The sequence below is a fragment of the Dactylosporangium sp. NPDC049140 genome (assembly GCF_040648435.1).
Genome location: NZ_JBEZDS010000021.1, coordinates 101,921 through 123,241, shown reverse-complemented (window position 1 = coordinate 123,241; position 21,321 = coordinate 101,921). Strand labels below are relative to the sequence as shown.

The window sequence follows — 21,321 nt, the reverse complement described above, 5'->3', positions numbered from 1 at the left end:
CACCGGGTTTCGAGTCCCCGGTGAGCACTGAGAAGGCCGGGGCAACGGCGCCCCGGCCTTCTTCTCGGTGGAGGGGTCAGACCTCCATGTCGTCCTCGACGCGGGACAGCGTGTGGCGGGCCAGCGCCAGGTTCGCCCGCTGCCGGTTGAGCGCCAGGTAGAGGAACAGGCCCTTGCCGGACCGGCCGGTGACCGGGCGGATCAGGTGGTACTGGTTGGCCAGCGTGATCAGGATGTCCTCGATGCTGTCCTTCATGTTCAGCATCTCGATCGTGCGCATCTTGGCCCGCACCACATCGGTGTTGCCGGCCGCGGCGACGGTCAGGTCGAGGTCCTTCGACCCGCCGAGGACGCCGAGCGCCATGCCGCTGTTGTAGTCGACGAGCGCGACGCCGACCGCGCCGTCGATCTGCATGAGTTCCTTGAGTGCAGTTTCCATGTCCGCCATGGCTACCTCCGAGGGTTTTCTGGGGGGTCCATTACTTCGTCTGGGCCTGCGGTGCAGGCCACCGCCGCGGCTCACCATGCCGCCGGCTCCGGCACGGACTGCGCGAAGCTCAGCGCGGCGTCGGCCATCACCCGGGACACCCGGGCGGTGGCCCGCCGGGCCTCGTGGTGCAGCCGGGCCACGTTCGCGTCGGCGCGGGTGAGCAGCAGCAGCACCGCGCCGTGGCCGGCCAGGTACATCGCGACGTGCCCTCCCGTGCTGCTGATGAGCAACTCCTGAAAGTCCTCGTGACCGGCGCTGTCGACGATGCGCTGGCTGACGCCGAGGCAGGCCGCCGCCAGGGCCGCGACGCCCTCGACCATGACCGCCTGGGCGTCGTCGGCGATGAGCAGGCCGTCCGTGCTGGCGACCAGGCACCCGGTGATCTCCGGTACCGCCTTGCGCAGCCGGCCCAGCTCCGCGAGCAGCTCGCCGCGTAGCTCCGCGTCGGTCCTCATCGAGTCGTCTCCTCCTTTTCCACCGCGGCGGGCGTCGGCCCTACCGCAGCGCTTGCAGCGCCGCCCGGATCCGTTTCAGCAGCGAGTCGTCCGGCACCTTGTCGATCGCCCCCGGAAGCACCGCGAGCGCGCTGACTCCGGCCGGCAGTTCCCGGCGCGCCGGGGCGGGGGCCGGTTCCTCGAACGTGAAGGTGCCGGGGACGCGCTGCGGCAGCAACTGCGCCGGCAGAAGTTCCTGCGGTACCACGGCGATCGCTTTTGCGGTTGCCTGCGGCTCCTCCGCGGGAGTCTCCGGCGGCACGACCAGCCCCGCCGCCGCGAGCCGGCGCACGTCCAGCGTCACGGCGTAGGCCGAGCGCCCCAGCAGGCCCGCGAGCTCCTGCGGGGTGCGCTCCCCGTCCGCGTGCAGGACGATCTCCCACTGCAGGCCGGACAGCAGCACCCGGTCGAGTCCCGGCCGCGGGACCGGCACGACCGGTGCGAGGTCGGTTGCGTCGGAGGGGTGCACCTCGCCGAGCATGCTCCGCTGGCGGGCGACGTGGTCGCACACCTGGTCCGCCGTCACCGTGCCGTCGGCGCCGAGCCAGTGCTCGATCCCCTCGTCGAAGCGCAGCTCGGCCCGCGCGGTGCTCAGCACGAAGAAGGCCGCGTCGTAGAGCGCCTGCAGCGCGCAGAGCTCGATCTCGGCCGTCGTGACGTGCCCGCCCTCGACGAGCGCGCGGGCGGGCCGCGACGGGATGGTCTCCCACACCCGCTCCGCGACCTTGCCGCACGCGGTGAGCAGCCGGTCGACGCTCGGCGCGGCCGGCGACTCGCAGCCGTTGACCAGCCCCGCACGCAGGAAGATGACGCCGCCGGGCTGGCCGAGCACGGTCAGCGCGCCGGTGGCGCCCTGCGCGGCCAGCTGCCCGAGGGCCTTGGCGGGCGAGGTACCCCCGGGAAACCGGGGCTGCTTGCCGGGGGCGCCCGCCTTCGCCCCCACCGCGACCGCGTTCACGCGAGGTCGTCGGCCAGCGCGCGGATGCGCCGGCGGGCCATGGCCAGGTTGCCCTCGTTCCGGTCGAGCCAGACGCAGAGGACCAGTCGCGAGTCGAAGCTGGTGCGTACCGGCCGGATCAGGTGGTACGCGGCCGATGTGCTGATGATGACGTCCTCCACCGTGTCCCCCGGAACGGCCGGGGCGTAGGCCGCGGTCTGCATCGCGGCATGGATGACGCTCGCAGTGCCCAGGGCCGCGGCAGTCGGGTCCGCGTGCGGTGCGACGTTCTCCTGGCCGCCCTCGAGGCCGAGGGTCTGGCCGGTGGTGTAGTCGATGAGGCTGGCCCCGATCGCACCCCGGATGGTCATGGCGCGGCGGAGACAATCATCGATAGCAGGCAACACTTGCTCCTGACTGGCTGATCGCGGACGCGCGGGGCCGTTCGCCGGCCCGTTACCATGCGCTCCGGGCAAGTTACCCCGCGCTCATTGATCGACTACTCCGTGCTTTCGGGCACGTTCGTCTGGCTGATCAGCCTTTGAATTTTGCAATAGGCACGTTTGGCTCATGAGGCGTCCGGAAAGGTACTAAGCTGCCCGGCCCCTCCGGCTTTTCGCACGGCTGCGACGGCCGTTCACCCGGCGTATGGTGGGTGCCCACGTCGACCGGAGGTGTGTATGGGGAGTCGCTGGTACGCCCTGATCGTGGACGCCGTCGACCCGGAACGCCTCGCCCGTTGGTGGGCCGAGGTGCTCGACCACCGCGTCGAGAGCGTAGCCCCGCACGAGGTCGTGATCGGCCCGGCCGGCGACGGCCACCCCCGCATCGTCTTCACCCTCCAGCACCATGAAGAGCGCGCCCGCAACCGCCTTCACCTCGACCTTCGCCCCGACGACCTCGACGCCGAAATAGAGCGGCTGGTGAACATGGGTGCCCGGCACGTCGATGCCGTCGAGCAGAATGACGCCTGGGTCGTGCTCGCCGACCCCGAGGGCAACGAGTTCTGCATCATCCGGCCGAAGCGATGACCTTCGCAAGAACCTACCGGCTGGCGATCGCCGCGGGGCTGGGCCTGCTCACGGTCGCCGCGGGGGCGTTCGCGGTCTACTCCGTGCGGCAGGTGCTGGTCCAGGTGCTTATCGCGCTGTTCGTGGCGGTGAGCCTCGATCCCGCGGTACGGCTGCTGATCCGCCACGGCGTCCGGCGCTCGATCGCCGTGGGCATCATCGGCGTGCTGGTGCTGGCGGTGCTCGCCGGCTTCGTCTGGTCGCTGGTGCCGCCCCTGGTCGGGCAGGCCGGCGACCTGCTCGCCAACATCCCGCACTACCAGCAGGAGCTGCAGGAGCGCTCGCGGACCTACCGGGAGATCGCCGACCGGTACGGGCTTACCGAGCGGCTCACCGAGCTGGCCAAGACGCTGCCGGCCAAGGTCGGCGGCGGCGCGCTCGGCGTGGTCACCGGGATCTTCAGCGCGCTGGTGAACGTCCTGCTGGTCACCGTGCTCACCATCTACTTCATGGCCGACCTGCCGCGCATCCGCCGCGGCCTGGTCCGGCTGGTGCCGCGGTCGAGCCGGCCCCGCGCCGCGCAGGCGGTGAACGTGGTCGTCGACAAGGTCGGCGGCTACATGATCGGCAACCTGATCATCAGCCTCTTCGCCGGCGTGTCGTCGTTCGTGTGCCTGATCGCCCTCGGGGTGCCCTTCGCGTTGCCGCTGGCCGTGTGGGTCGCGCTCACCGACCTGATCCCGATGATCGGCGCCACCGTCGGCGCGGCCGGCTGCTGCGTCGTCGCGCTGGTCACCGGCGACGTGACGTCGACGGTCGTGGTGGTCCTGTTCTTCGTGGCGTACCAGCAGCTGGAGAACTACCTCATCGCGCCGCGCGTGCTGCGCAACACCGTCGACCTGTCCTCGGTCGCGGTCCTGCTCGCCGCGCTCACCGGGGGCGCCATCCTCGGCGTCGTCGGCGCGCTCATGGCCATCCCGATCGTCGCCGCGATCAAGGTGCTGATGACCCCGATGGTGGAGGCGCTCAATGAGCCGCCGGCCCGCCAACCCCCGGCCGAGCCGCCGGTACCGATCCCGGCGCCCAGAGATGAGGACTCTTCTAAGCTCGAAGCGTGACCACCGCAGATGTCCAGCGTTTCGTGCCGGAGCCCCAGAAAGACTCGGTCACCACGTCCGCCGACAACGGCCGGACACCCTTCCAGCGCGACCGCGCGCGCGTGCTGCACTCCGCGGGCTTCCGCCGGCTGGCGGCCAAGACCCAGGTCCACACGGCCGGCACCGACGCGTTCCTGCGCACCCGGCTGACGCACTCGCTGGAGGTCGCCCAGATCGGCCGGGAGATGGGCGCCCGGCTCGGCTGCGACCCCGACGTGGTCGACACCGCCGGGCTCGCCCACGACCTCGGGCACCCGCCGTTCGGGCACAACGGCGAGGACGCGCTCGACGCCGTCTCCGGGGCGTGCGGGGGCTTCGAGGGCAACGCGCAGACGCTGCGGGTGCTGACCCGCCTCGAGGCCAAGGTGCCGGAGGCCGGGCTCAACCTGACCCGGGCCGCGCTGGACGCGGTGTCGAAGTACCCGTGGTTCCGCACACCGGGCAACCGCAAGTTCGGGGTGTACCCGGACGACGCCGCCGTCTTCGCCTGGCTGCGCGCCGAGGCCGGCCCGGGCCGCTGCCTCGAGGCCCAGGTGATGGACTGGGCCGACGACGTCGCCTACTCCGTGCACGACCTCGAGGACGGCATCCACGGCGGGTACGTGCACCTCGCCCCGCTGCGCGTCGACGCCGGCGAGCGCGCGGCCCTGTGCGCCGACGTCGCCGCCGCGTACTCCCACGAGTCCGCCGCCGACCTCGAGGCGATCCTGCTGGAGCTGCTCGCCGACCCCGTGTTCGAGCCGCTCGACGACTACGACGGCAGCCACGCCGCGCAGATCGCCCTCAAGCGCATGACCAGCCTGCTCACCGGCCGCTTCGCCGCCGCGGCGGTCGCGGCGACCCGGGAGCGTCACGGCCCGGCCCCGCTGCGCCGCTACGCCGCCGACCTGCTCGTGCCGCCGCTCGTGCGCGCGCACTGCGCCCTGCTCAAGGGCATCGCGCTGCGGTACGTCATGCGCCGGCCGGGGTCCGCGCAGCGCTACGCCGACGAGGTGGCGATCCTGCAGTCGCTCGTGGCCCGGCTCCTGGAACGGGCGCCCGAGGGCCTCGACCCGGTCTTCGCGCCGATGTGGCGGGCGGCGCCGGACGACGCGGCCCGCCTCCGGGTGGTGGTCGACCAGGTGGCCAGCCTGACCGACCAGTCGGCCCTGGCCTGGCACGCCCGGCTGACGGGATCGTAGGCGGCTGGACCCGCCGTGGCGTGGCACGCGCGCGTGGCCGGTTCGTGACAGGCTTACCCCATGGCTGATGAGCGCACGTTTGTGATTGTCGGGGCGAGCCTCACCGGCGCGAAGGCGGCGGAGACGCTGCGCGCCGACGGCTTCACCGGCAAGATCATCCTGATCGGCGAGGAGACCGAGCGCCCCTACGAGCGCCCCCCGCTGTCCAAGGACCACCTGCACGGCAAGGAAGGCGCGCGCGAGAAGGCGTTCGTCCACGAGCCCGGCTGGTACGCCGAGCACGACGTCGACCTGCGCCTCGCCACCCGCGTCACCCACCTGGACCCCGCCACCCGCTCCGTCACCCTCGACGGCGTCGACGAGCTGCACTACGACCGGCTCCTGCTGGCCACCGGCTCGCGCGTACGGACGCTGGACGTGCCCGGCGCCACGCTCAACGGCGTGCGCTACCTGCGCACCATCGACGAGTCCGACGCCCTGCTGGGGCACCTGCGCACCGCGACCGACGTCGTCATCGTCGGGGCCGGCTGGATCGGCCTGGAGACCGCGGCCGCGGCCCGCCACTACGGCGCCAACGTGACGGTGGTCGAGCTGGCCGACCTGCCGCTGCAGGCGGTCCTCGGCGACGAGGTGGCGCGGGTGTACCGCGAGCTGCACGAGGCCCACGGCGTGACCTTCCGCTTCGGGTCGAAGGTCGCCTCCTTCAACGGCTCCGGCACCCTGTCGTCCGTCGTGCTCGACGACGGTACCGAGATCCCGGCCGACGTCGCCGTGGTCGGCGTCGGCATCCAGCCCAACACCGAGCTCGCCGTCGACGGCGGCCTGGCGGTCGACAACGGCATCCTGGTCGACGCGGGCCTGCGCACCTCGGCCGCCGACGTGTACGCCGCGGGCGACGTGGTGAACCTGGACCACCCGCTGCTGGGGCGGCGGGTGCGGGTGGAGCACTGGGCGAACGCCCTGAACGGCGGCAAGGCGGCGGGCAAGGCCCTGCTGGGCGAGGAGGTCACCTACGACCGGGTGCCGTACTTCTTCTCGGACCAGTACGACCTCGGCATGGAGTACAGCGGGTACGCGGCCCGGGGCGGCTACGACCGCGTGGTGTTCCGCGGCGACCCGTCGATCGCCGGCGGCAAGGCCCCGGAGTTCATCGCCTTCTGGACGAAGGACGGCCGCGTGCTGGCGGGGATGAACGCCAACGTCTGGGACGTGACCGACCCGATCCAGGCCCTGGTCCGCGCGGGCCACAAGGGCACCGCCGTCGACCTGGCGAAGCTCGCGGACCCGGACGTCCCGCTGGACAAGCTCCTCGACTGACGATCTTCACCCGCGGCCCACAGGCTCTCCACAACCCGTCGCTACGCTCGCCCGAATGGAGCGACTCCGAGGCCTGTGGGCCTGTCTCGTCGGGCTGGCCGGCCTGGTGCTGCTGGTCTTGTACCTCGACCCGATCACCGACGAGCACCAGTGCCCGAACTGGGGCGCCAACGGCAACGCGAGCGCGTTCCGGGACGAGCGGTGGGACGCCTACCTGCCGCTGCTCGTCGTGGTCTGGATCGGCGCGGTGCTCGTCGAGCAGGCCCTGCCGCCGGCGCGACGCTCCCCCACCCGCGGCGTGCGGGGCGTCGCGGCGGTCGTCGTCGCCGTCGTCGCCGGGTGCTGCGGCGGGTTCCCGCTGATCGTGATGTGTCGATAGCCTGACCGCATGCGGGCACGGGGCGTGATGTTCGACGCGGGCGGGGTGCTGATCGGGCCGGTCGGCGGGCGGTGGAACCCGCGGTACGACTTCGAGGGCATCGTGCTTGCCCACCATCCGGGGGCCGGGTCGTTCGAAGACGCGATCGCGGCCGGGCAGCGGTTGCTCGACGAGAGCCCCACCACGCCCGAGCGGGTCGAGTACCACCGGGTGATGCTCGCCGCGCTCGGCATCGGGGAGCCCTCGGCGCGGCTGCTCGACGAGCTCGAGGCGCCCGCGGCGGGGCCGGTCGTCGAGGTGTTCCCCGACGTGCGGCGCACCCTCGACCGGCTGCAGGCCGAGGGCGTGCGCATGAGCGTGGTCTCCGACTCGTGGGCCGGGCTCGTGCGCATCTTCGAATCGCTGGACCTCGCCCGGTACTTCCGGGGCTTCGCGATCTCCGAGGTCCTCGGGTGCAACAAGCCGGACCCGCGCATGTACGCCGAGGGCCGCCGGCTGCTCGGTCTCGAGCCGCGCGAGTGCCTCTTCATCGACGACGACCCCGCGCTCGTGGCGGCCGCGCGGGCGCTCGGCTTCCAGGGGCTGACCCTCGACCGGAGTGCGGCAGCGGCGTCCGGGACGGTCATCACCACCCTGGACCAGCTGCCGTAGGGATCGCTAGGCGGCCCTACGGTGCTGGGGCACGGGGTCGGCGACGCGCGCCTGGCCCTGGATCAGGCGCAGCCGCGACGGGCCCGGCGCCGGGGCCGCGGGCTCCTCGTCGAGAGCCGCGGGGCGGCGCCACCGCCACGGGGGCCCCTGGCGGTTCGCCGGCGGGCGGCCCGGGTCCAGCGCCGGGCGGGACAGGGCCACGACGATCCCGTAGCCGGCCAGCACGAACCCGTGGGAGATCAGGCGGGTCGTCTCGACGGTGCCGTTGAGCAGGTCGCTCGTGCTCAGCAGCGCCAGCAGGGCCACGAACGCGGTGAGCATCGGCAGCGCGCCCGCGGGGGTCGCCCGGCGCGTGGCGATCCAGGCGAAGCCGGCGCCGATGGCCACGTTCCAGGCCGCCGACTCGTGGAAGACGTGGCCGGAGTCGTGGAGGTGGTTGGCGGTGGCGGCGCTCGCGGCCTGCGCGATGCCCAGCATGAACTGGGCCAGGCCGAAGAGGCCCAGCAGGACCCGCAGCAGCAGGACCAGGCGGCGGCGGGGCTTGAAGCCGGCCAGGAGGGTCGGCACCGGCGGCGGGGTGCCGGGCATCGGCTGCAGCCGCACCAGGCGCGTCACGGCCTGGGCCGAGCGCTCCCACTGGCGGCAGGCCGGGCAGCCCGCCAGGTGGGCGTCGACCAGCGCCGGCTCGATCGGTTCGTCCTCGCCGTCGAGCCGGGCCGACAGCGCCTCGCGGTACCGCTCACACTCCACGGTTGGATTGTCGCCGGGCGGGCCCGGATAGTTCCACCCCGCCCTCAAGGAACGCCCAACGCCCGCGTCCACAGGTGGGTCAGGGTCTCGACCAGCACCTCGCGGTCGTCGAACGGCGCGACGCCGCAGGCGGCCAGGTAGTACACCCGCTCCCCCAGCCAGGTCAGGGACGCCGCCAGGGCCGGGACGTCGACGCCTTCCAGGGCCGGGTCGTCCGCGATGCGCTCCAGGGTGGCGGCGGTGAACGTGGCCATCTGCCCCAGCCACAGTTCGCGCAGCAGGGGGTCGGAGCCCCAGCTCTCCACGATCGCGCGGAGCACCCCGGCGTTCGCCAGCCACAGGTCGGCCCCGGCCGCGATGCCGTGGCGCAGCGCCGCCCGCGGGTCCGGCGCGCCGGAGAGCCACGGCTCGGCGGCCTCGTGGCCCGCGCCCACCGCGCGGCGGACCAGCTCGGCCAGCGCCGCCTGCTTGGACGGGAAGTAGAAGTAGAAGCTCGCCCGGGACACCCCGGCGGCGGCGATGATCTCGGCCACGCTGAGGGAGTCGAAGGTGCGCTCGTCCAGCTGCGCCCGCAGCGCGTCGAGGACGCGTTCGCGCAGCTCGGCGGCCGAGGGCTCGTCACGGCGGGCGTTCACGGCTCCCACGGTACCGTATGCGATGTCTGGACAGTGTGACCAGACAGCTTGTATGGTCGAGGCATGACACAGATTGCCGTCCATCTCGTGGTGGACGATGCCGCCGCGGCCGCCGCCTGGTACGCCGAGGTTCTCGGCGCCCGGGAGACGAGCCGGGTCGACCGGCCCGACGGCCGCCCGCTCACCGTCGAGCTGCGCGTCGGCGACACGGTGGTGGCCGTCGCCGGCGCCGCCATGGAGAGCAAGGCCGCGTACCACGTGCGCGTCGAGGACGTCGACGCCGTCTGGGCGGCGGCGCTGGCCGCGGGCGCCACGCCGTTCGAAGCACCGCACGACGCGTTCTGGGGTGAGCGCACCGCGCAGTTCCTGGACCCGTCCGGACACCGCTGGGCGATCGACCAGCACCTTCGCGACGTCGAACCGGACGAGATCGCGCAGCACGTCGCGGCGATGTTCGCATGACCATGAAGTACCGCACATTCGGACGCACCGGCCTGCGCGTCTCCGAGCTCGTGCTCGGCGCGATGACCTTCGGCGAGCAGGGCGGCGTCGGCGCCCCGATCGAGGAGTGCCGGAAGATCCTCGACGCGTACGCGGACGCGGGCGGCAACATGGTCGACACCGCGATCAACTACCGGGGCGGCGCCAGCGAGGAGATCCTCGGCGAGCTGCTGCAGGGCCGGCGCGACCGGTTCGTGCTCTCCACGAAGTACACGGTCACGCGCGACGCCACCGACCCCAACGGCGGCGGCAACCACCGGCGCAACCTGCGGCTGTCGCTGGAGACGAGCCTGCGGCGCCTGCGCACCGACCACGTCGACGTCTACTGGGTGCACATCTGGGACCGGCACACGCCGATCGAGGAGACCATGCGCGCCCTCGACGACGCGGTGGCGGCGGGCAAGGTGCTGTACCTCGGGATCTCCGACGCCCCCGCCTGGCTCGTGGCCCGCGCGAACACGCTCGCCGAGTGGCGCGGCTGGACCCCGTTCGCCGGCCTCCAGGTGCCGTACAGCCTGGTGAACCGCGACGCCGAGCGGGAGCTCCTGCCGATGGCGGACGCGTTCGGCCTGTCGGTGACGGCGTGGAGCCCGCTGGGCGGCGGCGTCCTGACCGGCAAGTACGACGTGTCCGAAGAGGGCCGTCTCAACCGGGCCGACATCAGCGAGCACGACCTGAACGTCGCCCGCACGGTCCGCGAGGTCGCCGACGAGCTCGGCGCATCCCCGGCCCAGGTGGCCCTGGCCTGGGTACGGCAGCGGCCCGATGTGCTGCCCATGCTCGGCGCCCGGACGGAGGCCCAGCTCCTCGACAACCTGCGTTGCACCCAGGTCGAGCTCACGCCCGAGACGTCCGGCCGGCTCGAGGCCGCCACCGGGTTCAAGGCCGGCTTCCCGGCCGACTTCATCAGCCAGACCGAGCCGTGGGTGCTGGGCCGGGCCGCGCTCTAGGCCGCGGCCACGACCACGATCTCGATAAGCCACTCGGGGCGGACCAGGGCGGGCACGGTCAGCAACGTGCTCGCCACGAGCCGCCCCGACATGAAGGTGTCGCGCTCGGCCATCGCCTGCGCGAGCCCGTCCTCGGCGCCCCCCGCGACCACGTACGTCGTGATGCTCACGATGTCGTCGGCGGACATGTCCGCCTCGGCGAGCACCAGGGCGATGTTGTGCCAGATGACCTTCGCCTGCGCGGCGACCCCGTCGGGCACGGTCCCGTCGGCGGCGATGCCGACCTGGCCCGCGAGGTGCAGCCAGCGGGCCGGGTTGGTGACGAGCGTGGCGTGGGCGTAGCGCGCCGCCGGCCGGGCCATCCCGTCGGGCATGATCGGTTGATGCATACCTAGGACTTTAGGCGCCGCAGCAGGTATGTATCCATGATCCAGCCTTTACGGGCCCGCGCCTCGGCCCGCACGGCCTCGATCTCGTCGAGCACCTCGCCGAGCCGGCCGTGGCGGAGGATCTCGTCGGGCGTGCCGAGGTACGCGCCCCAGTAGATGTCGATCGGCTCGTCGCGGTACCGCCGGCACGAAAGCCCGGCATCGAGCATCACGACGACGTCGTCGCACCCGGCCGGCCACTCGGCCGCGAGCCGCCGCCCGGTCGTGATGTGCACGGGGCCGGCCACGCGGTTGAGCGTGACGCGGTGCCGGGCGGTCAGGATCTGCACGCTGCTGATGCCCGGGACGACCTCGTACTCCACCCCGCCGATGGCGTCGAGCACGCGGATGGTGCCGTCGTACAGCGCCGGGTCGCCCCAGGCCAGGATGCCTCCGACGCCGTCCGGCCCGAGCTCGTGCGCGAACGCCGCGCCGAGCCGCCGCGCCCGCTCGTCGCGCCAGTCCTCGACCGCGCCCGTGTAGTCGGCCGCGGCCCGGTCGCGGGGCGGGTCGGCGATGACGACGGTGCGGGAGCCGGGGCGGGTAACGTAGCGCTCGACGAGCGCCTTGCGCGCCTCGGTCAGCTCCGCGGCCGCCTCGCCCTTGTCGAGCACGAAGAACACGTCGACGGCATTCATGGCGTTGATCGCCTGGACGGTGACGTGCTCCGGGTCACCGGCACCGACTCCGATGATCAACACCTTACGCATGCCGCAATCGTAGGAAAGCCGGCCTACACGGGTACGAGCAGGCCCTGCTCCGACAGGAAGTCGCGCATCTTGCGCTCCTCCGGCTCCGGCAGCAGGGTGAACGGCACCACGAGCATCCCGGTGCCGCCGACCACGACGATCCAGAACTCGCCGTTGTCCTCGACGCGCTCGACGGCCGGCCAGAGGTACCCCGTGCGCAGGCTCGGCGTGAAGACCCGCACGCCGTCGTCGCTGAGCTCGTAGGTCGCGGTCTCGGCGTACACCCCGGTGCGGGCCTTGGCCGCGGCCTGGGTCAGCAGCCACGGGCCCACGAGGATGATCAGCCCCGGGGGCAGCAGCACGCCGGCGCCGATCGGGATGCCGAGGACGAGCGCGCCGAGGCCGGCCACCGCCAGGCCGCCGCCGGCGAGGTTCCACGTGCGCAGACTGCCCCGCATGCGCGCCCGCACCGACCGGCGCGTCCGGCCGCGGTCGGGCTGGACCGTCAGCGTGATCAGCATCAGTCCCCGTTCATTGATTGCTGCCGTAGGGTACGCCATTCGGGTGGCCCGCCGGGAGCACCCCCGGGCACAGAACCGTGACCTTGGAACATGGCGCGCGGGGTGCATGCTGTGGCCATGGACATCCGCAGTGACCAGCGCGCCGACGCCTGGGAGCGGCGCACCGCGGGGCCGCTCACCGCGCTGGCGGTGGTGTTCCTGGTCGCGTACGCCGTGCCGATCCTGCGCCCGGGCCTCGGCCGGGGCTGGCACGACGCCTGCGAGGCCGCGAACATCGCGATCTGGACACTGTTCGTCGCGGACTACGCGGTCCGGTTCCTGCTGCACGTGCGCCGGGTCCAGTTCGTGCGCGGGCACCTGTTCGACCTGGCGGTCCTCCTGCTGCCGGTGCTGCGCCCGCTGCGCGTCCTGCGGCTGTTCACCGCGGTCCTGGTGCTGACCCGGCGCACGGAGGCCTGGGCGCGCGGGCGCCTGGCGCTGTACGTCGGCGCGACGAGCATCCTGCTCATCTTCGTCGCCGCGCTGGCCGTGCTCGACGCCGAGCGCGGCAACGCGGACGCGAACATCACCAGCTACAGCGAGGCCGTGTGGTGGGCGTGCGTGACGATCACGACGGTCGGGTACGGCGACCACTTCCCGGTCACGACGGACGGCCGGCTCGTCGCGGTCGGGCTCATGATGGGCGGGATCGGGCTCATCGGTTTCGTGACGGGCTCGCTTGCCACCTGGATCGTGGACCGGATCTCGGTCAAGGACGACAACACCCAGGACGCCACGAAGAGCGACATCACGCAGGTGCTCGCCGAGGTCCGGGCGCTGCGGGAAGAGGTGGCGGACCTGCGGTCTCAGATCCCGTCGGCCGCCGAGCCCACCGTCCAGTAGACCCGGTTGTAGTCGGCGAGCTCGAGGTGCTCGCCGTTGTCCCGATAGGTGGTGACCCCGCAGTTGGCCGGGGACTGCCCCGGCGGCCACTTCTGGGCCTGCGCGTAGGTCCAGCCCTCCAGCAGGAACCGGAAGCAGCGCAGCGTCCCGCCGTGGGTCACGATCATGACCTTCTGGCCGGCATGGTCGCGCAGCAGCCCGTCGAGGAACGTGTGCACGCGGCCGACGACGTCGGCGAGGCTCTCCCCGCCGGGCGGGCGCGCCATGAAACCGCCGAAGGTCTGCCAGTACTCGTTGAGCCACGGGAACGCCGCCTCGGCCTCCGCGGTCGTCATGTCGTAGGCGAAGCCGGGGTCGCGCTCGCGGATGAACAGATCGGCCTTGACCCGCATCCGGGCGCGCTCCGCCGTGCTGTACGCGGCCAGCACGCCCTCGGCGGTCTGCTCGGTGCGCGCGTACCCGCTCGTGAAGACGTAGTCGAAGGCGCCGAAGCGCTCCCGGACGGCGTGCCCGGTCTGCTCGGCCTGCTTGCGCCCGTCGGCGGTCAGCTCGATGAGATGGTCCGGCACGCCGCGCACCACCTGGCGGGCGGCGTCGTCGGCGAAGTACACGCTGCCCTTCTTGGCCTGGTTGCGCGCCGACTCGGCGTGGCGGACGAGGACCAGCAGGGCTGGGCGGGAGGAGTCCATCTACGACTCGTACTGCTCTTGCGGCACCGGGATCAAGGTGACGTCCGACACCGAGATGAACGGGATCGCCTCGCCGTTGACGTCATCGGTGATCTCGCGCCCGCTGTACTTGCCGGTCACGCGCACCCACTGCTGGTCGGCGAGGCCCTCGGGCAGCTCGCCGTCGAGCGCGACCTTGACCGGGCGGGCGTCGGCCGCGCAGCAGCTGACCATCATCCGGGCCAGCAGCCACTGGTCCTGCGGCCCGCGCATCGCGAAGCCGGTGAGCTGGATGCGGCGTTCGCCGAGCGACACGCCCTTGTCGAACACGGCCCGCGAGGCGTAGTCGAGCATCGTCAGGGTGAGCGGGTCGCCGGCGGGCAGCGGCGCGTACTCCGAGCGGGCGGTCACCGCCGAGCCGGAGCGCCCGGCCGCGTAGGAGCCCAGCGCCGGCGGGGCGAACAGCAGCAGCCCGAGCACCGGGGCGAGCAGCAGCCAGGCGACCTTGGGGCCGCCGTGGGCGTGGCCGTGCCCGTCGTCATCGTCGGCGCCGGCCTTGTGACCGCGCAGCTCGTACCAGAGCGTGAACGCGCCCGCGAGCACGAGGATGGCGCCGGCGGTGACGAGGTACGGCTGCAGGCCCGGCTTGACGTAGTTGAGGTACTGCCCGGACAGCGAGGCCCGCAGCACGGCCCCGCCGACGAGCAGCAGGATGACGGCCTGCGCCTGCTTGTTCACAACAGCACCGGTCCCAGGATCGCGGAGACGAGGATCGCCATGACGAACGTGGCGGGCGCGAAACGCACCGCGAACCGGCGGCCGAAGATGCCGGCCTGCATCGCGAAGAGCTTCAGGTCGATCATCGGCCCGACGACGAGGAACGCCAGCCGGGCGGTGAGCGAGAACTGGGTAAGCGACGCGGCCACGAACGCGTCGGCCTCGGAACAGATCGACAGCAGCACGGCGAGCAGGCCCAGCGTCACGATCGCCAGGACCGGGTTGGCGGCGACGTGCTCCAGCCAGGACTTGGGCACCACGACGGCGATGACGGCGGCCGACGCGGCCCCGATGACCAGGAACCCGCCGGCGTGCAGCACGTCGTGGCGCACCGAGGCCCAGAACGCCGGCCACTTCCCCATCCCGTCCAGGTGCGCGCGCGACGGCATCCGCAGCCAGCTGCCCTTGCCGAACGCCTGCCACAGCCAGCCCATGAGGCAGGCGACCACGAGGCTGGCCACGGCCCGGCCCACCACCATCTGCGGCTGGCCCGGGAAGGCGACGGCGGTGGAGACCAGCACGACGGGGTTCACGGCGGGCGAGGCGAGCAGGAACGCGAAGGCGGCGGCCGGGGTGACCCCGCGGCGCACGAGCGCGCCGGCCACGGGCACGGACGCGCACTCGCAGCCGGGCAGCACGACGCCGGCGATCGATGCCGTCGGTACCGCCAGCGCGGGATGTGACGGCAGCGCCCTGGCGAAGAACGACGGCGGGACGAACACGGCGATGACCGCGGAGAGCACGACGCCGAAGACGAGGAACGGGATCGCCTGGGTGAGCACCGAGACGAACACGGTCAGCCAGGTCTGCAGCGCCGGCGTGGCCAGCGAGCGGGTGATCGGGGCCCGCAGCAGCACCACGAGCACGAGCACGACCGCGAGCACCTCGACCGACCCGGGGCGCCAGCCTCGTCGCGGGGGCGCTTCGATCTGCCGCTCCTCGGTCACCGTCACGACGAGGAGGCTACCCCTTCGATTGGTACCGTCAGCATGAAGCGGCGGCGAACACTTCGGAGCGTGAGGCCATGTTCGACTCACAGGCGTGCGCACTGGCCCACGGGGCGGTCGACCTTGCCCCGGACGGGCGGGCGGTGGTAGCGGTCTTCGACTCGCCGGTCGCCACCCAGCTGCTGCACTTCGCGGCGACGCTCGGCTACCGCGTGGCCCTCGCGGACCCCGGCCTCGAGGGGGTGGCGATCGACGCGAACACCGACGTGGTGGTGTGCGACCACGACCGGCCCGAGCTCGGCCCGGCGCTGCGCGACGCGCTGCGGACGCCGGCCCGCTGGATCGGCGTGATGGGCAGCCCGCGGCACACGGGCCCGCACATCGCGGCGCTGCAGGCGCTGGGCGTGACCGCGGCGGACATCGCGCGCGTGCACCGGCCGATCGGGCTCAACATCGGCTCCCGGACCCCGGCCGAGATCGCCCTGGCGACCCTCGCCGGGCTGGTCGCCGACAGGAACGACCGGCCCGGCGGGTTCGTCTTCTAGCGGCTTCTAGCAGCCCGGGAGGCGCTCGATCAGGTAGGTCTCGACCTGGTCGATCGACACCCGCTCCTGGCTCATCGTGTCGCGGTCGCGCACGGTGACCGCGTTGTCGGTGAGGGTGTCGAAGTCCACCGTGAGGCAGTACGGCGTGCCGATCTCGTCCTGGCGGCGGTACCGCCGGCCGATGCCCTGCGCGTCGTCGAAGTCGACCGTCCAGCGCTTGCGCAGCTGGGCGGCGAGGTCGCGGGCCTTGGGCGAGAGGTCGGCGTTGCGCGACAGCGGCAGCACGGCCGCCTTCACCGGGGCGAGCCGCTTGTCGAAGCGCATGACCGTGCGCTTGTCGACGGAACCGCTGGTGTTCGGCGCCTCGTCCTCGTCGTAGGCCTCGAGCAGGAACGCCAGCACCGCGCGGGTGAGGCCGGCGGCGGGCTCGATGACGTACGGCACCCACCGCTCCTTCTTCTCCTGGTCGAAGTAGGACAGGTCGACGCCGGAGTGCTTCGAGTGGGTGGTGAGGTCGAAGTCGGTGCGGTTGGCGATGCCCTCGAGCTCGGAGAACTCCTGGCCGCCGAAGCGGAAGCGGTACTCGATGTCGACCGTGCGCTTCGAGTAGTGCGAGAGCTTCTCCTTCGGGTGCTCGAAGAAGCGCAGGTTCGCCTCGGAGATGCCCAGGCCGATGTACCAGTTCCAGCGCTCCTGCAGCCAGTACTCGTGCCACTGCTCGTCGCTGCCCGGCTCGACGAAGAACTCCATCTCCATCTGCTCGAACTCGCGCGTGCGGAAGATGAAGTTGCCGGGCGTGATCTCGTTGCGGAAGCTCTTGCCGATCTGCGCGATGCCGAACGGCGGCTTCTTGCGCGCCGCGCCCGCCACGTTGTTGAAGTTGACGAAGATGCCCTGGGCGGTCTCGGGGCGCAGGTAGTGCAGGCCCTCGTCGTTCTCCACGGCGCCCAGGTAGGTCTTCATGAGGCCGTTGAACATCCGCGGCTCGCTGAAGGTGCCCTTGTTGCCGCAGTTCGGGCAGTTGATCTCGCCGAGCACGAACGGCTTGCCGGGGCCGTTCTTCTCGACCCAGGCCTCCTCGAGGTGGTCGGCCCGGAAGCGCTTGTGGCACGAGGCGCACTCGGTCAGCGGGTCGACGAACGCGTCGACGTGGCCGGAGGCGACCCAGACGTCGCGGGCGAGGATCACGGCGGAGTCGAGGCCGACGATGTCGTCGCGCTGCTGCACCATGTTGCGCCACCACTGCCGGCGCACGTTCTCCTTGAGCTCCACGCCCAGCGGGCCGTAGTCCCAGGCCGAGCGCGTGCCTCCGTAGATCTCGCTCGACGGGAAGACAAAGCCGCGGCGCTTCGCGAGGCTGACGACGGAATCGATGCGATCTGCGGCCATGGTTCCTCCTCGGCCTCACGGCGACTGGCTGTCGGCAAGGCTGGTCGTGTGATGTCCGGACTGGTCGTACCCGGGCAAACCGTCAAACGTCACCATCGACGGTACGGTTACGCCGCGTCGAGCCGCACCAGATTAACGGGCGAGCCCGAGCGCTCCGCGCCGCGGTGCGCTCAGTCGACTCCCCCGCAGATCAGGTACCGGGTGCCGGCCTGCTCCATCGTGTAGCGCCGGTCCACCCAGGTCGTCTGCTCGCGCACCCGGGCCGGGACCGTGATCGTGTTGCTGATCGTCACATTGTCCGCGTCGACCGTGAAGTCGGTGACCGGGGTCGAGCCGAAGTGGTCCTCGAACCAGCCCAGCGAGTGGGTGCGCTGCTGGTCGTCGCAGAGCAGGCGCCGCGCGGTGGCGTAGTCCTCGTCGCGCACCGCGGTCAGGTAGTCCTCGACGACGGAGGCGACCTGGCTCTTGCCGATCGAGTCCGCGTAGGGCAGCAGCATGGTGACGCCGACCACGCCGCCGACGCAGCACAGCACGAGGATCAGCCCGCCGATGCCCAGCCCCCACCACAGCCCGCGCAGGTCACGGTCGCGCGGCGGCGAGGCGAAGGGCGCGACGACGCCCGGCCCGCGCGGCGGCGGCGGGACCTCGTCGGGCTGCTCCCAGAGGGGTGGCGGGCCGACCTGCGGCGGCATCATGGCGTTCAGCCTATCCAACCGTGCGCGCTTCAGGCCCGGTCACTGGCGGTGACCGTGAGCTCGCCCCCCGGGGCGGTCTCGGCCAGCACCTCGAACGCCGAGGGCTCGTCGAGCGCCTGGGCCAACAGCGGGGTGGCGTGCACCTTGACGTCGAAGTTGGACAGCGCGCGCCGGTAGGCCCCCACGGACGCCCACTCGGTGACGATGCTCCAGTGGCGCGGATCGTCGAACGCACGTCCGAGGCGGCCGCGAAGGTACCCTGGGCAGGCCGCCAGGGCGGCGAGCGCGTCGTGGGCACGTCCGGCGAAGCCGTCGTCCTCCTCGACGACGAACCTGGTCATCACGAGCATGCCGCCGAGCATACGGAAGGACTCCCAGCCCCATGACCGAGCGTGTGCTCTTCCGCCTCTCCCGGATGAACAAGACAGGCGCCTTCCTCGCCACCGCGGCGCTGGTCTTCCTCGGGCTGTGGCTGCCGGGGATCGTGGGGGCCGCGGTGCTGCTGGTGCTGGCCGCCGGCCTCATCTGGCTGCTGAGCAGGACGTGGAAGGTAACGCCGCCGCCGGTGCGGGTCCCGCGCGTGCTCATCCTGGCGCTGCTGATCGCGGCGGTGGCGTACAAGGCAAGTTGACAACGATTCCCATTATCGGGCACGCTCGGAGGGTGGTTCTCCAGGTCGAACGGGCGGTCGTCGCCTACGATGGGCGGCCCGTGCTCGACGGGGTGTCGCTGTCGGTGCGCGCCGGCGAGGTGGTCGCCGTCCTCGGCGCCAACGGGTCGGGCAAGTCCACCCTCGTGAAGGCGTCGATGGGGCTGGCCCCGCTGGCCGGCGGCGAGGTGCGGCTCTTCGGCACCCCGCTGCGGCGCTTCCGCGGCTGGCACCGCATCGGCTACGTCCCGCAGCGCGTCGGGGCCGGCTCCGGCGTGCCCGCGACCGTCGGGGAGGTCGTGGCCGAGGGGCGGCTCGCCCGCCGCGGGTTCCTGCGCCCCGCCTCCGCCGCCGACCGCCGCGCCGTGGCCGACGCCCTCGCCGGGGTCGGGCTGACCGACCGCGCCCGCGAGCCCGTCTCGGTGCTCTCCGGCGGGCAGCAGCAGCGGGTGCTCATCGCCCGCGCGCTGGCCGGCGGCCCCGAGCTGCTGGTGCTCGACGAGCCGACGGCCGGCGTCGACGCGGTCAGCCAGGAGCTGTTCGCCGGGTGCCTGCGCCGGTTCGTTACCCAGGGCGGCACCGTCGTCTTCGTCGCCCACGAGCTCGGGCCGCTGCGCCCGCTCATCACCCGCGCGGTCGTGGTCAATCGCGGCGAGATCGTGCACGACGGCGCCCCGCCGACCGACCACGACCACGTGCACCCGCACGCCGACGGCCACGGCCCGGTGCCTCCGCACGTCGCGGCGGCCTGATGAGCATCTTCGCGTACGACTTCATGGTCCGCGCCCTGCTCGGGGCGCTCATCACCGGCGCGTCCGCGCCCGCGATCGGCACCTACCTGGTGCAGCGCCGGCTCTCGCTGATCGGCGACGGGCTCGGGCACGTCGCGCTCACCGGCGTCGGGCTCGGCCTGCTGCTGCACCGGTCCCCCGTGATCATGGCGGTGCTCGCCGCCGCGGCCGGGGCCGTGGTCATCGAGCTGGTCCGGGAGCGCGGCCGCACCTCCGGCGACATCGCGCTGTCCATGCTCTTCTACGGCGGCATCTCCGGCGGCGTGGTCCTGGTGAACCTGTCCGACGAGCAGAGCAGCCGGAGCCTGGTGACGTACCTCTTCGGCTCCCCGCTCACGACCAGCCGGCAGGACCTGACCGTCATGCTGATCCTCGGCGTCGCCGTGCTCGCGGTGGCGATCCTGCTGCGGCCGTGGCTCTTCGCGGTCTGCCACGACGAGGAGTACGCCCGCGTCTCCGGCCTGCCGGTGCGCACCCTCAACCTCATCCTCGCGATCACCACCGCGGTCACCGTCACCGTCGCCATGCGGGCCGTCGGGCTGCTGCTCGTCAGCGCGCTCATGGTGGTGCCGGTGGCGACGGCCCAGCAGGTCACCCGCGGCTTCCGCGCCACCATGCTGACCGCCGTCGGGATCGGCGTGCTCGTCTCCGGCCTCGGCGTATGGCTGTCCACCGCGATCGACACCGGGCCGGGCGCCACCGTCGTGCTGCTGGCGATCGCCGGCTTCTTCGGCGTGACCGTCGGCGTCGCCGCCGTGCGGGCCGCCCGCCGGGCCCGCCACCGCAGCGCCGCCGAGACCGAAGAGGTCGAGGCCAGTGTCGTCGCCTGAGCACCCGCACGACGGCTACGAGGCCGCCGGGGAGCTGCTCAAGGCGCTCTCCGCCCCGCTGCGCATCCGGATCGTCACCGAGCTCGCCGGCGGGCCGCGCTGCGTCCACGAGCTGGTCGAGACGCTCGGCGCGCCCCAGCCGCTCGTGTCCCAGCACCTGCGCGTGCTGCGCGGGGCCGGGGTCGTGCGCGGTTCGCGACGGGGTCGCGAGATCGCCTACGCTCTGATCGATGAGCACATCGCGCACATCGTCGCCGACGCCGTCAGCCACGCGCGTGAGGGCTGACCGCCTCGCCGCCGTGGCGCTGGTGGCGGTGCTCGGGCTCACCGGATGTACCGACTCCGCCAAACCGGCATCGCCCGGCTCCGCGGCGCCGGCCAGCGCCGCCCCCGCGGCGACCGACCCGGCGTCGGTGTTCCGCGCGGCGGTCGCGAAGACCAACCAGGCCACGATGTCGTTCACGATCGACTCCGACCTCGGCACCCTCGGCACCATGCACGGCGAGGGCGCGGCCGACCCGAAGCAGAAGGCCACCGCCTACCAGGCCGAGCTGCTCACCACCGACCGGAAGATCGACATCGCGGCGGTGCTGGTCGGCCCGGACCTGTACCTCAAGGTCACCGGCCTGACCACCGACCGCTGGGCGCACCTGGACCTCGGCAAGGTCAAGTCGCTGTCCAAGCTCGGCCTGGACGCGACGGGCAGCCCGACCGGCCTCGGCTCCATCGGCGACGAGATCGTGACCGTCACGCGGACCGGCCCGGGCGCGTTCAGCGGCACCCTCGACAAGACCAGGGACCCGCTGACCGCCTCCCCGGGCGCGAGCGAGGCGCTCAAGAGCGTTCCCTTCGAGGCGAAGGTCAACGCCGAGGGGTACGTCACCGAGCTGGTCACCCACACCCCGCCCGTGGGCACCGCCCCCGCCTCGACGACGACGGCGACGTTCGCGGACTTCGGCAGCAAGACGATCACCATCAACCGCCCCGACTCGGCGACGGTCGAGCAGGCGCCCGACTCGTTCTACGACGCGCTGCAGTAGCCCGCGGGTTGACGAGCG

At 72.5% G+C, this 21,321-nt stretch carries 30 protein-coding genes; 15 read left to right on the top strand and 15 right to left on the bottom strand.

All coding sequences use genetic code 11. The annotated features are described in order from the left end of the window. Positions 1-76 precede the first annotated feature (76 nt). The 4 genes from AB0B76_RS30270 to AB0B76_RS30255 all read right to left on the bottom strand — a co-directional run bounded on the left by AB0B76_RS30270 (position 77) and on the right by AB0B76_RS30255 (position 2,292). On the bottom strand, positions 77-448 hold the full coding sequence (locus AB0B76_RS30270; RefSeq protein WP_360381871.1) for a hypothetical protein: 372 nt from the start codon (positions 446-448) through the stop codon (positions 77-79). Positions 449-519: 71 nt separating this feature from the next. Beyond that, positions 520-945: a roadblock/LC7 domain-containing protein gene (locus tag AB0B76_RS30265; protein ID WP_360381869.1), complete on the bottom strand. Its 426-nt coding sequence runs from the start codon at positions 943-945 to the stop codon at positions 520-522. Between the two features lie 40 nt (positions 946-985). Beyond that, positions 986-1,942 carry an ADAM 12 protein gene (locus tag AB0B76_RS30260; RefSeq protein WP_360381867.1) on the bottom strand — a complete coding sequence of 319 codons (957 nt, stop codon included), beginning with the start codon at positions 1,940-1,942 and terminating at the stop codon, positions 986-988. After that, complete coding sequence (locus AB0B76_RS30255; RefSeq protein ID WP_360381865.1) at positions 1,939-2,292, bottom strand: hypothetical protein; 354 nt, start codon at positions 2,290-2,292, stop codon at positions 1,939-1,941. Before AB0B76_RS30255 ends, AB0B76_RS30260 begins: the two co-directional genes overlap by 4 nt. Positions 2,293-2,628: 336 nt before the next feature. Between AB0B76_RS30255 and AB0B76_RS30250 the strand changes: the two genes are divergently transcribed. Genes AB0B76_RS30250 through AB0B76_RS30225 form a run of 6 tightly spaced genes read left to right on the top strand, consistent with a single transcriptional unit; the run spans position 2,629 to position 7,616 of the window. Further along, the gene (locus AB0B76_RS30250; protein WP_360381863.1) at positions 2,629-2,952 is read left to right on the top strand and encodes a VOC family protein; all 324 of its coding nucleotides are present in this window, start codon (positions 2,629-2,631) and stop codon (positions 2,950-2,952) included. Beyond that, entirely contained in the window at positions 2,949-4,049 is a 1,101-nt protein-coding gene (locus AB0B76_RS30245) for an AI-2E family transporter (protein WP_360381861.1), read from the top strand. Before AB0B76_RS30250 ends, AB0B76_RS30245 begins: the two co-directional genes overlap by 4 nt. Further along, positions 4,046-5,269, top strand: a complete 1,224-nt coding sequence (locus tag AB0B76_RS30240) for a deoxyguanosinetriphosphate triphosphohydrolase (RefSeq protein WP_360381859.1) — start codon at positions 4,046-4,048, stop codon at positions 5,267-5,269. Before AB0B76_RS30245 ends, AB0B76_RS30240 begins: the two co-directional genes overlap by 4 nt. 60 nt (positions 5,270-5,329) lie before the next feature. Continuing rightward, positions 5,330-6,586, top strand: coding sequence for an FAD-dependent oxidoreductase (locus tag AB0B76_RS30235; protein WP_360381857.1), 1,257 nt, complete (start codon positions 5,330-5,332; stop codon positions 6,584-6,586). Between the two features lie 55 nt (positions 6,587-6,641). Then, positions 6,642-6,965: a hypothetical protein gene (locus AB0B76_RS30230; RefSeq protein WP_360381855.1), complete on the top strand. Its 324-nt coding sequence runs from the start codon at positions 6,642-6,644 to the stop codon at positions 6,963-6,965. A gap of 9 nt (positions 6,966-6,974) precedes the next feature. Further along, complete coding sequence (locus AB0B76_RS30225; RefSeq protein ID WP_360381853.1) at positions 6,975-7,616, top strand: HAD-IA family hydrolase; 642 nt, start codon at positions 6,975-6,977, stop codon at positions 7,614-7,616. 6 nt (positions 7,617-7,622) lie between these two features. Here the strand turns inward: AB0B76_RS30225 and AB0B76_RS30220 are convergent, their stop codons facing one another. Together AB0B76_RS30220 and AB0B76_RS30215 are read right to left on the bottom strand one after the other, a co-directional pair. Beyond that, a complete protein-coding gene (locus tag AB0B76_RS30220) occupies positions 7,623-8,366 on the bottom strand; it encodes a zf-HC2 domain-containing protein (protein ID WP_360381851.1) in 744 nt (247 codons plus the stop codon). Positions 8,367-8,410: 44 nt separating this feature from the next. Continuing rightward, positions 8,411-9,001 carry a TetR/AcrR family transcriptional regulator gene (locus AB0B76_RS30215; RefSeq protein WP_360381849.1) on the bottom strand — a complete coding sequence of 197 codons (591 nt, stop codon included), beginning with the start codon at positions 8,999-9,001 and terminating at the stop codon, positions 8,411-8,413. 63 nt (positions 9,002-9,064) lie between these two features. On the opposite strand from AB0B76_RS30215, the gene AB0B76_RS30210 reads away from it, so the two are divergent. Next, positions 9,065-9,463, top strand: a complete 399-nt coding sequence (locus AB0B76_RS30210) for a VOC family protein (RefSeq protein ID WP_360381847.1) — start codon at positions 9,065-9,067, stop codon at positions 9,461-9,463. Beyond that, entirely contained in the window at positions 9,460-10,452 is a 993-nt protein-coding gene (locus AB0B76_RS30205) for an aldo/keto reductase (RefSeq protein WP_360381845.1), read from the top strand. The genes AB0B76_RS30210 and AB0B76_RS30205 overlap by 4 nt, the downstream gene beginning before the upstream one ends. Here AB0B76_RS30205 and AB0B76_RS30200 read toward each other — a convergent pair. Genes AB0B76_RS30200 through AB0B76_RS30190 form a run of 3 tightly spaced genes read right to left on the bottom strand, consistent with a single transcriptional unit; the run spans position 10,449 to position 12,090 of the window. Continuing rightward, a complete protein-coding gene (locus AB0B76_RS30200; RefSeq protein ID WP_360381843.1) occupies positions 10,449-10,841 on the bottom strand; it encodes a Rid family hydrolase in 393 nt (130 codons plus the stop codon). The genes AB0B76_RS30205 and AB0B76_RS30200 overlap by 4 nt on opposite strands. 2 nt (positions 10,842-10,843) lie before the next feature. After that, positions 10,844-11,590 carry a precorrin-6A synthase (deacetylating) gene (cobF, locus tag AB0B76_RS30195; RefSeq protein WP_360381841.1) on the bottom strand — a complete coding sequence of 249 codons (747 nt, stop codon included), beginning with the start codon at positions 11,588-11,590 and terminating at the stop codon, positions 10,844-10,846. Positions 11,591-11,613: 23 nt separating this feature from the next. Beyond that, on the bottom strand, positions 11,614-12,090 hold the full coding sequence (locus tag AB0B76_RS30190; RefSeq protein ID WP_360381839.1) for a YcxB family protein: 477 nt from the start codon (positions 12,088-12,090) through the stop codon (positions 11,614-11,616). A gap of 117 nt (positions 12,091-12,207) precedes the next feature. On the opposite strand from AB0B76_RS30190, the gene AB0B76_RS30185 reads away from it, so the two are divergent. Next, complete coding sequence (locus tag AB0B76_RS30185; RefSeq protein WP_360381838.1) at positions 12,208-12,972, top strand: potassium channel family protein; 765 nt, start codon at positions 12,208-12,210, stop codon at positions 12,970-12,972. Here AB0B76_RS30185 and AB0B76_RS30180 read toward each other — a convergent pair. The 3 genes from AB0B76_RS30180 to AB0B76_RS30170 are packed head-to-tail and all read right to left on the bottom strand — an operon-like array spanning position 12,936 to position 15,370. Beyond that, a complete protein-coding gene (locus tag AB0B76_RS30180; protein ID WP_360381837.1) occupies positions 12,936-13,661 on the bottom strand; it encodes a histidine phosphatase family protein in 726 nt (241 codons plus the stop codon). The two genes, AB0B76_RS30185 and AB0B76_RS30180, sit on opposite strands and share 37 nt — an antisense overlap. Beyond that, positions 13,662-14,378 (bottom strand): TIGR03943 family protein, encoded by a 717-nt coding sequence (locus AB0B76_RS30175; RefSeq protein ID WP_360381835.1) that lies wholly within the window; start codon positions 14,376-14,378, stop codon positions 13,662-13,664. Beyond that, positions 14,375-15,370 carry a permease gene (locus tag AB0B76_RS30170; RefSeq protein WP_360381834.1) on the bottom strand — a complete coding sequence of 332 codons (996 nt, stop codon included), beginning with the start codon at positions 15,368-15,370 and terminating at the stop codon, positions 14,375-14,377. The genes AB0B76_RS30175 and AB0B76_RS30170 overlap by 4 nt, the downstream gene beginning before the upstream one ends. A 71-nt stretch (positions 15,371-15,441) precedes the next feature. On the opposite strand from AB0B76_RS30170, the gene AB0B76_RS30165 reads away from it, so the two are divergent. Then, the gene (locus AB0B76_RS30165) at positions 15,442-15,909 is read left to right on the top strand and encodes an XdhC family protein (RefSeq protein ID WP_360381833.1); all 468 of its coding nucleotides are present in this window, start codon (positions 15,442-15,444) and stop codon (positions 15,907-15,909) included. A 6-nt stretch (positions 15,910-15,915) separates the two neighbouring features. On the opposite strand, the gene AB0B76_RS30160 is transcribed toward AB0B76_RS30165, so the two are convergent. From AB0B76_RS30160 to AB0B76_RS30150, 3 genes are all read right to left on the bottom strand, one after another. Further along, on the bottom strand, positions 15,916-17,298 hold the full coding sequence (locus AB0B76_RS30160; RefSeq protein WP_360381831.1) for a glycine--tRNA ligase: 1,383 nt from the start codon (positions 17,296-17,298) through the stop codon (positions 15,916-15,918). Between the two features lie 170 nt (positions 17,299-17,468). Continuing rightward, positions 17,469-17,993, bottom strand: a complete 525-nt coding sequence (locus AB0B76_RS30155; protein WP_360381830.1) for a hypothetical protein — start codon at positions 17,991-17,993, stop codon at positions 17,469-17,471. 29 nt (positions 17,994-18,022) lie between these two features. Continuing rightward, complete coding sequence (locus AB0B76_RS30150) at positions 18,023-18,343, bottom strand: antibiotic biosynthesis monooxygenase (protein WP_360381828.1); 321 nt, start codon at positions 18,341-18,343, stop codon at positions 18,023-18,025. A 32-nt stretch (positions 18,344-18,375) separates the two neighbouring features. Here AB0B76_RS30150 and AB0B76_RS30145 point away from each other — a divergent pair, with 32 nt between their 5' ends. From AB0B76_RS30145 to AB0B76_RS30125, 5 genes are read left to right on the top strand one after another with little or no spacing between them, the layout of a single operon-like run. Next, entirely contained in the window at positions 18,376-18,624 is a 249-nt protein-coding gene (locus tag AB0B76_RS30145; protein ID WP_360381827.1) for a DUF6703 family protein, read from the top strand. Between the two features lie 32 nt (positions 18,625-18,656). Continuing rightward, positions 18,657-19,394: a metal ABC transporter ATP-binding protein gene (locus AB0B76_RS30140; RefSeq protein WP_360381825.1), complete on the top strand. Its 738-nt coding sequence runs from the start codon at positions 18,657-18,659 to the stop codon at positions 19,392-19,394. Next, the gene (locus AB0B76_RS30135; RefSeq protein WP_360381824.1) at positions 19,394-20,263 is read left to right on the top strand and encodes a metal ABC transporter permease; all 870 of its coding nucleotides are present in this window, start codon (positions 19,394-19,396) and stop codon (positions 20,261-20,263) included. The genes AB0B76_RS30140 and AB0B76_RS30135 overlap by 1 nt, the downstream gene beginning before the upstream one ends. Beyond that, positions 20,250-20,549 carry a metalloregulator ArsR/SmtB family transcription factor gene (locus AB0B76_RS30130; RefSeq protein ID WP_360381822.1) on the top strand — a complete coding sequence of 100 codons (300 nt, stop codon included), beginning with the start codon at positions 20,250-20,252 and terminating at the stop codon, positions 20,547-20,549. Before AB0B76_RS30135 ends, AB0B76_RS30130 begins: the two co-directional genes overlap by 14 nt. Continuing rightward, entirely contained in the window at positions 20,539-21,303 is a 765-nt protein-coding gene (locus AB0B76_RS30125) for a hypothetical protein (RefSeq protein WP_360381821.1), read from the top strand. The genes AB0B76_RS30130 and AB0B76_RS30125 overlap by 11 nt, the downstream gene beginning before the upstream one ends. Positions 21,304-21,321 lie beyond the last annotated feature (18 nt).

Coding starts and splice junctions, on each gene's coding strand:
- AB0B76_RS30270 (WP_360381871.1), bottom strand. CDS start 448: ATGGCGGACATGGAAACTGCACTCAAGGAACTCATGCAGATCGACGGC.
- AB0B76_RS30265 (WP_360381869.1), bottom strand. CDS start 945: ATGAGGACCGACGCGGAGCTACGCGGCGAGCTGCTCGCGGAGCTGGGC.
- AB0B76_RS30255 (WP_360381865.1), bottom strand. CDS start 2,292: ATGACCATCCGGGGTGCGATCGGGGCCAGCCTCATCGACTACACCACC.
- AB0B76_RS30245 (WP_360381861.1), top strand. CDS start 2,949: ATGACCTTCGCAAGAACCTACCGGCTGGCGATCGCCGCGGGGCTGGGC.
- AB0B76_RS30235 (WP_360381857.1), top strand. CDS start 5,330: ATGGCTGATGAGCGCACGTTTGTGATTGTCGGGGCGAGCCTCACCGGC.
- AB0B76_RS30230 (WP_360381855.1), top strand. CDS start 6,642: ATGGAGCGACTCCGAGGCCTGTGGGCCTGTCTCGTCGGGCTGGCCGGC.
- AB0B76_RS30225 (WP_360381853.1), top strand. CDS start 6,975: ATGCGGGCACGGGGCGTGATGTTCGACGCGGGCGGGGTGCTGATCGGG.
- AB0B76_RS30210 (WP_360381847.1), top strand. CDS start 9,065: ATGACACAGATTGCCGTCCATCTCGTGGTGGACGATGCCGCCGCGGCC.
- AB0B76_RS30205 (WP_360381845.1), top strand. CDS start 9,460: ATGACCATGAAGTACCGCACATTCGGACGCACCGGCCTGCGCGTCTCC.
- AB0B76_RS30200 (WP_360381843.1), bottom strand. CDS start 10,841: ATGCATCAACCGATCATGCCCGACGGGATGGCCCGGCCGGCGGCGCGC.
- cobF (WP_360381841.1), bottom strand. CDS start 11,590: ATGCGTAAGGTGTTGATCATCGGAGTCGGTGCCGGTGACCCGGAGCAC.
- AB0B76_RS30190 (WP_360381839.1), bottom strand. CDS start 12,090: ATGCTGATCACGCTGACGGTCCAGCCCGACCGCGGCCGGACGCGCCGG.
- AB0B76_RS30185 (WP_360381838.1), top strand. CDS start 12,208: ATGGACATCCGCAGTGACCAGCGCGCCGACGCCTGGGAGCGGCGCACC.
- AB0B76_RS30180 (WP_360381837.1), bottom strand. CDS start 13,661: ATGGACTCCTCCCGCCCAGCCCTGCTGGTCCTCGTCCGCCACGCCGAG.
- AB0B76_RS30165 (WP_360381833.1), top strand. CDS start 15,442: ATGTTCGACTCACAGGCGTGCGCACTGGCCCACGGGGCGGTCGACCTT.
- AB0B76_RS30160 (WP_360381831.1), bottom strand. CDS start 17,298: ATGGCCGCAGATCGCATCGATTCCGTCGTCAGCCTCGCGAAGCGCCGC.
- AB0B76_RS30155 (WP_360381830.1), bottom strand. CDS start 17,993: ATGATGCCGCCGCAGGTCGGCCCGCCACCCCTCTGGGAGCAGCCCGAC.
- AB0B76_RS30150 (WP_360381828.1), bottom strand. CDS start 18,343: ATGCTCGTGATGACCAGGTTCGTCGTCGAGGAGGACGACGGCTTCGCC.
- AB0B76_RS30145 (WP_360381827.1), top strand. CDS start 18,376: ATGACCGAGCGTGTGCTCTTCCGCCTCTCCCGGATGAACAAGACAGGC.
- AB0B76_RS30135 (WP_360381824.1), top strand. CDS start 19,394: ATGAGCATCTTCGCGTACGACTTCATGGTCCGCGCCCTGCTCGGGGCG.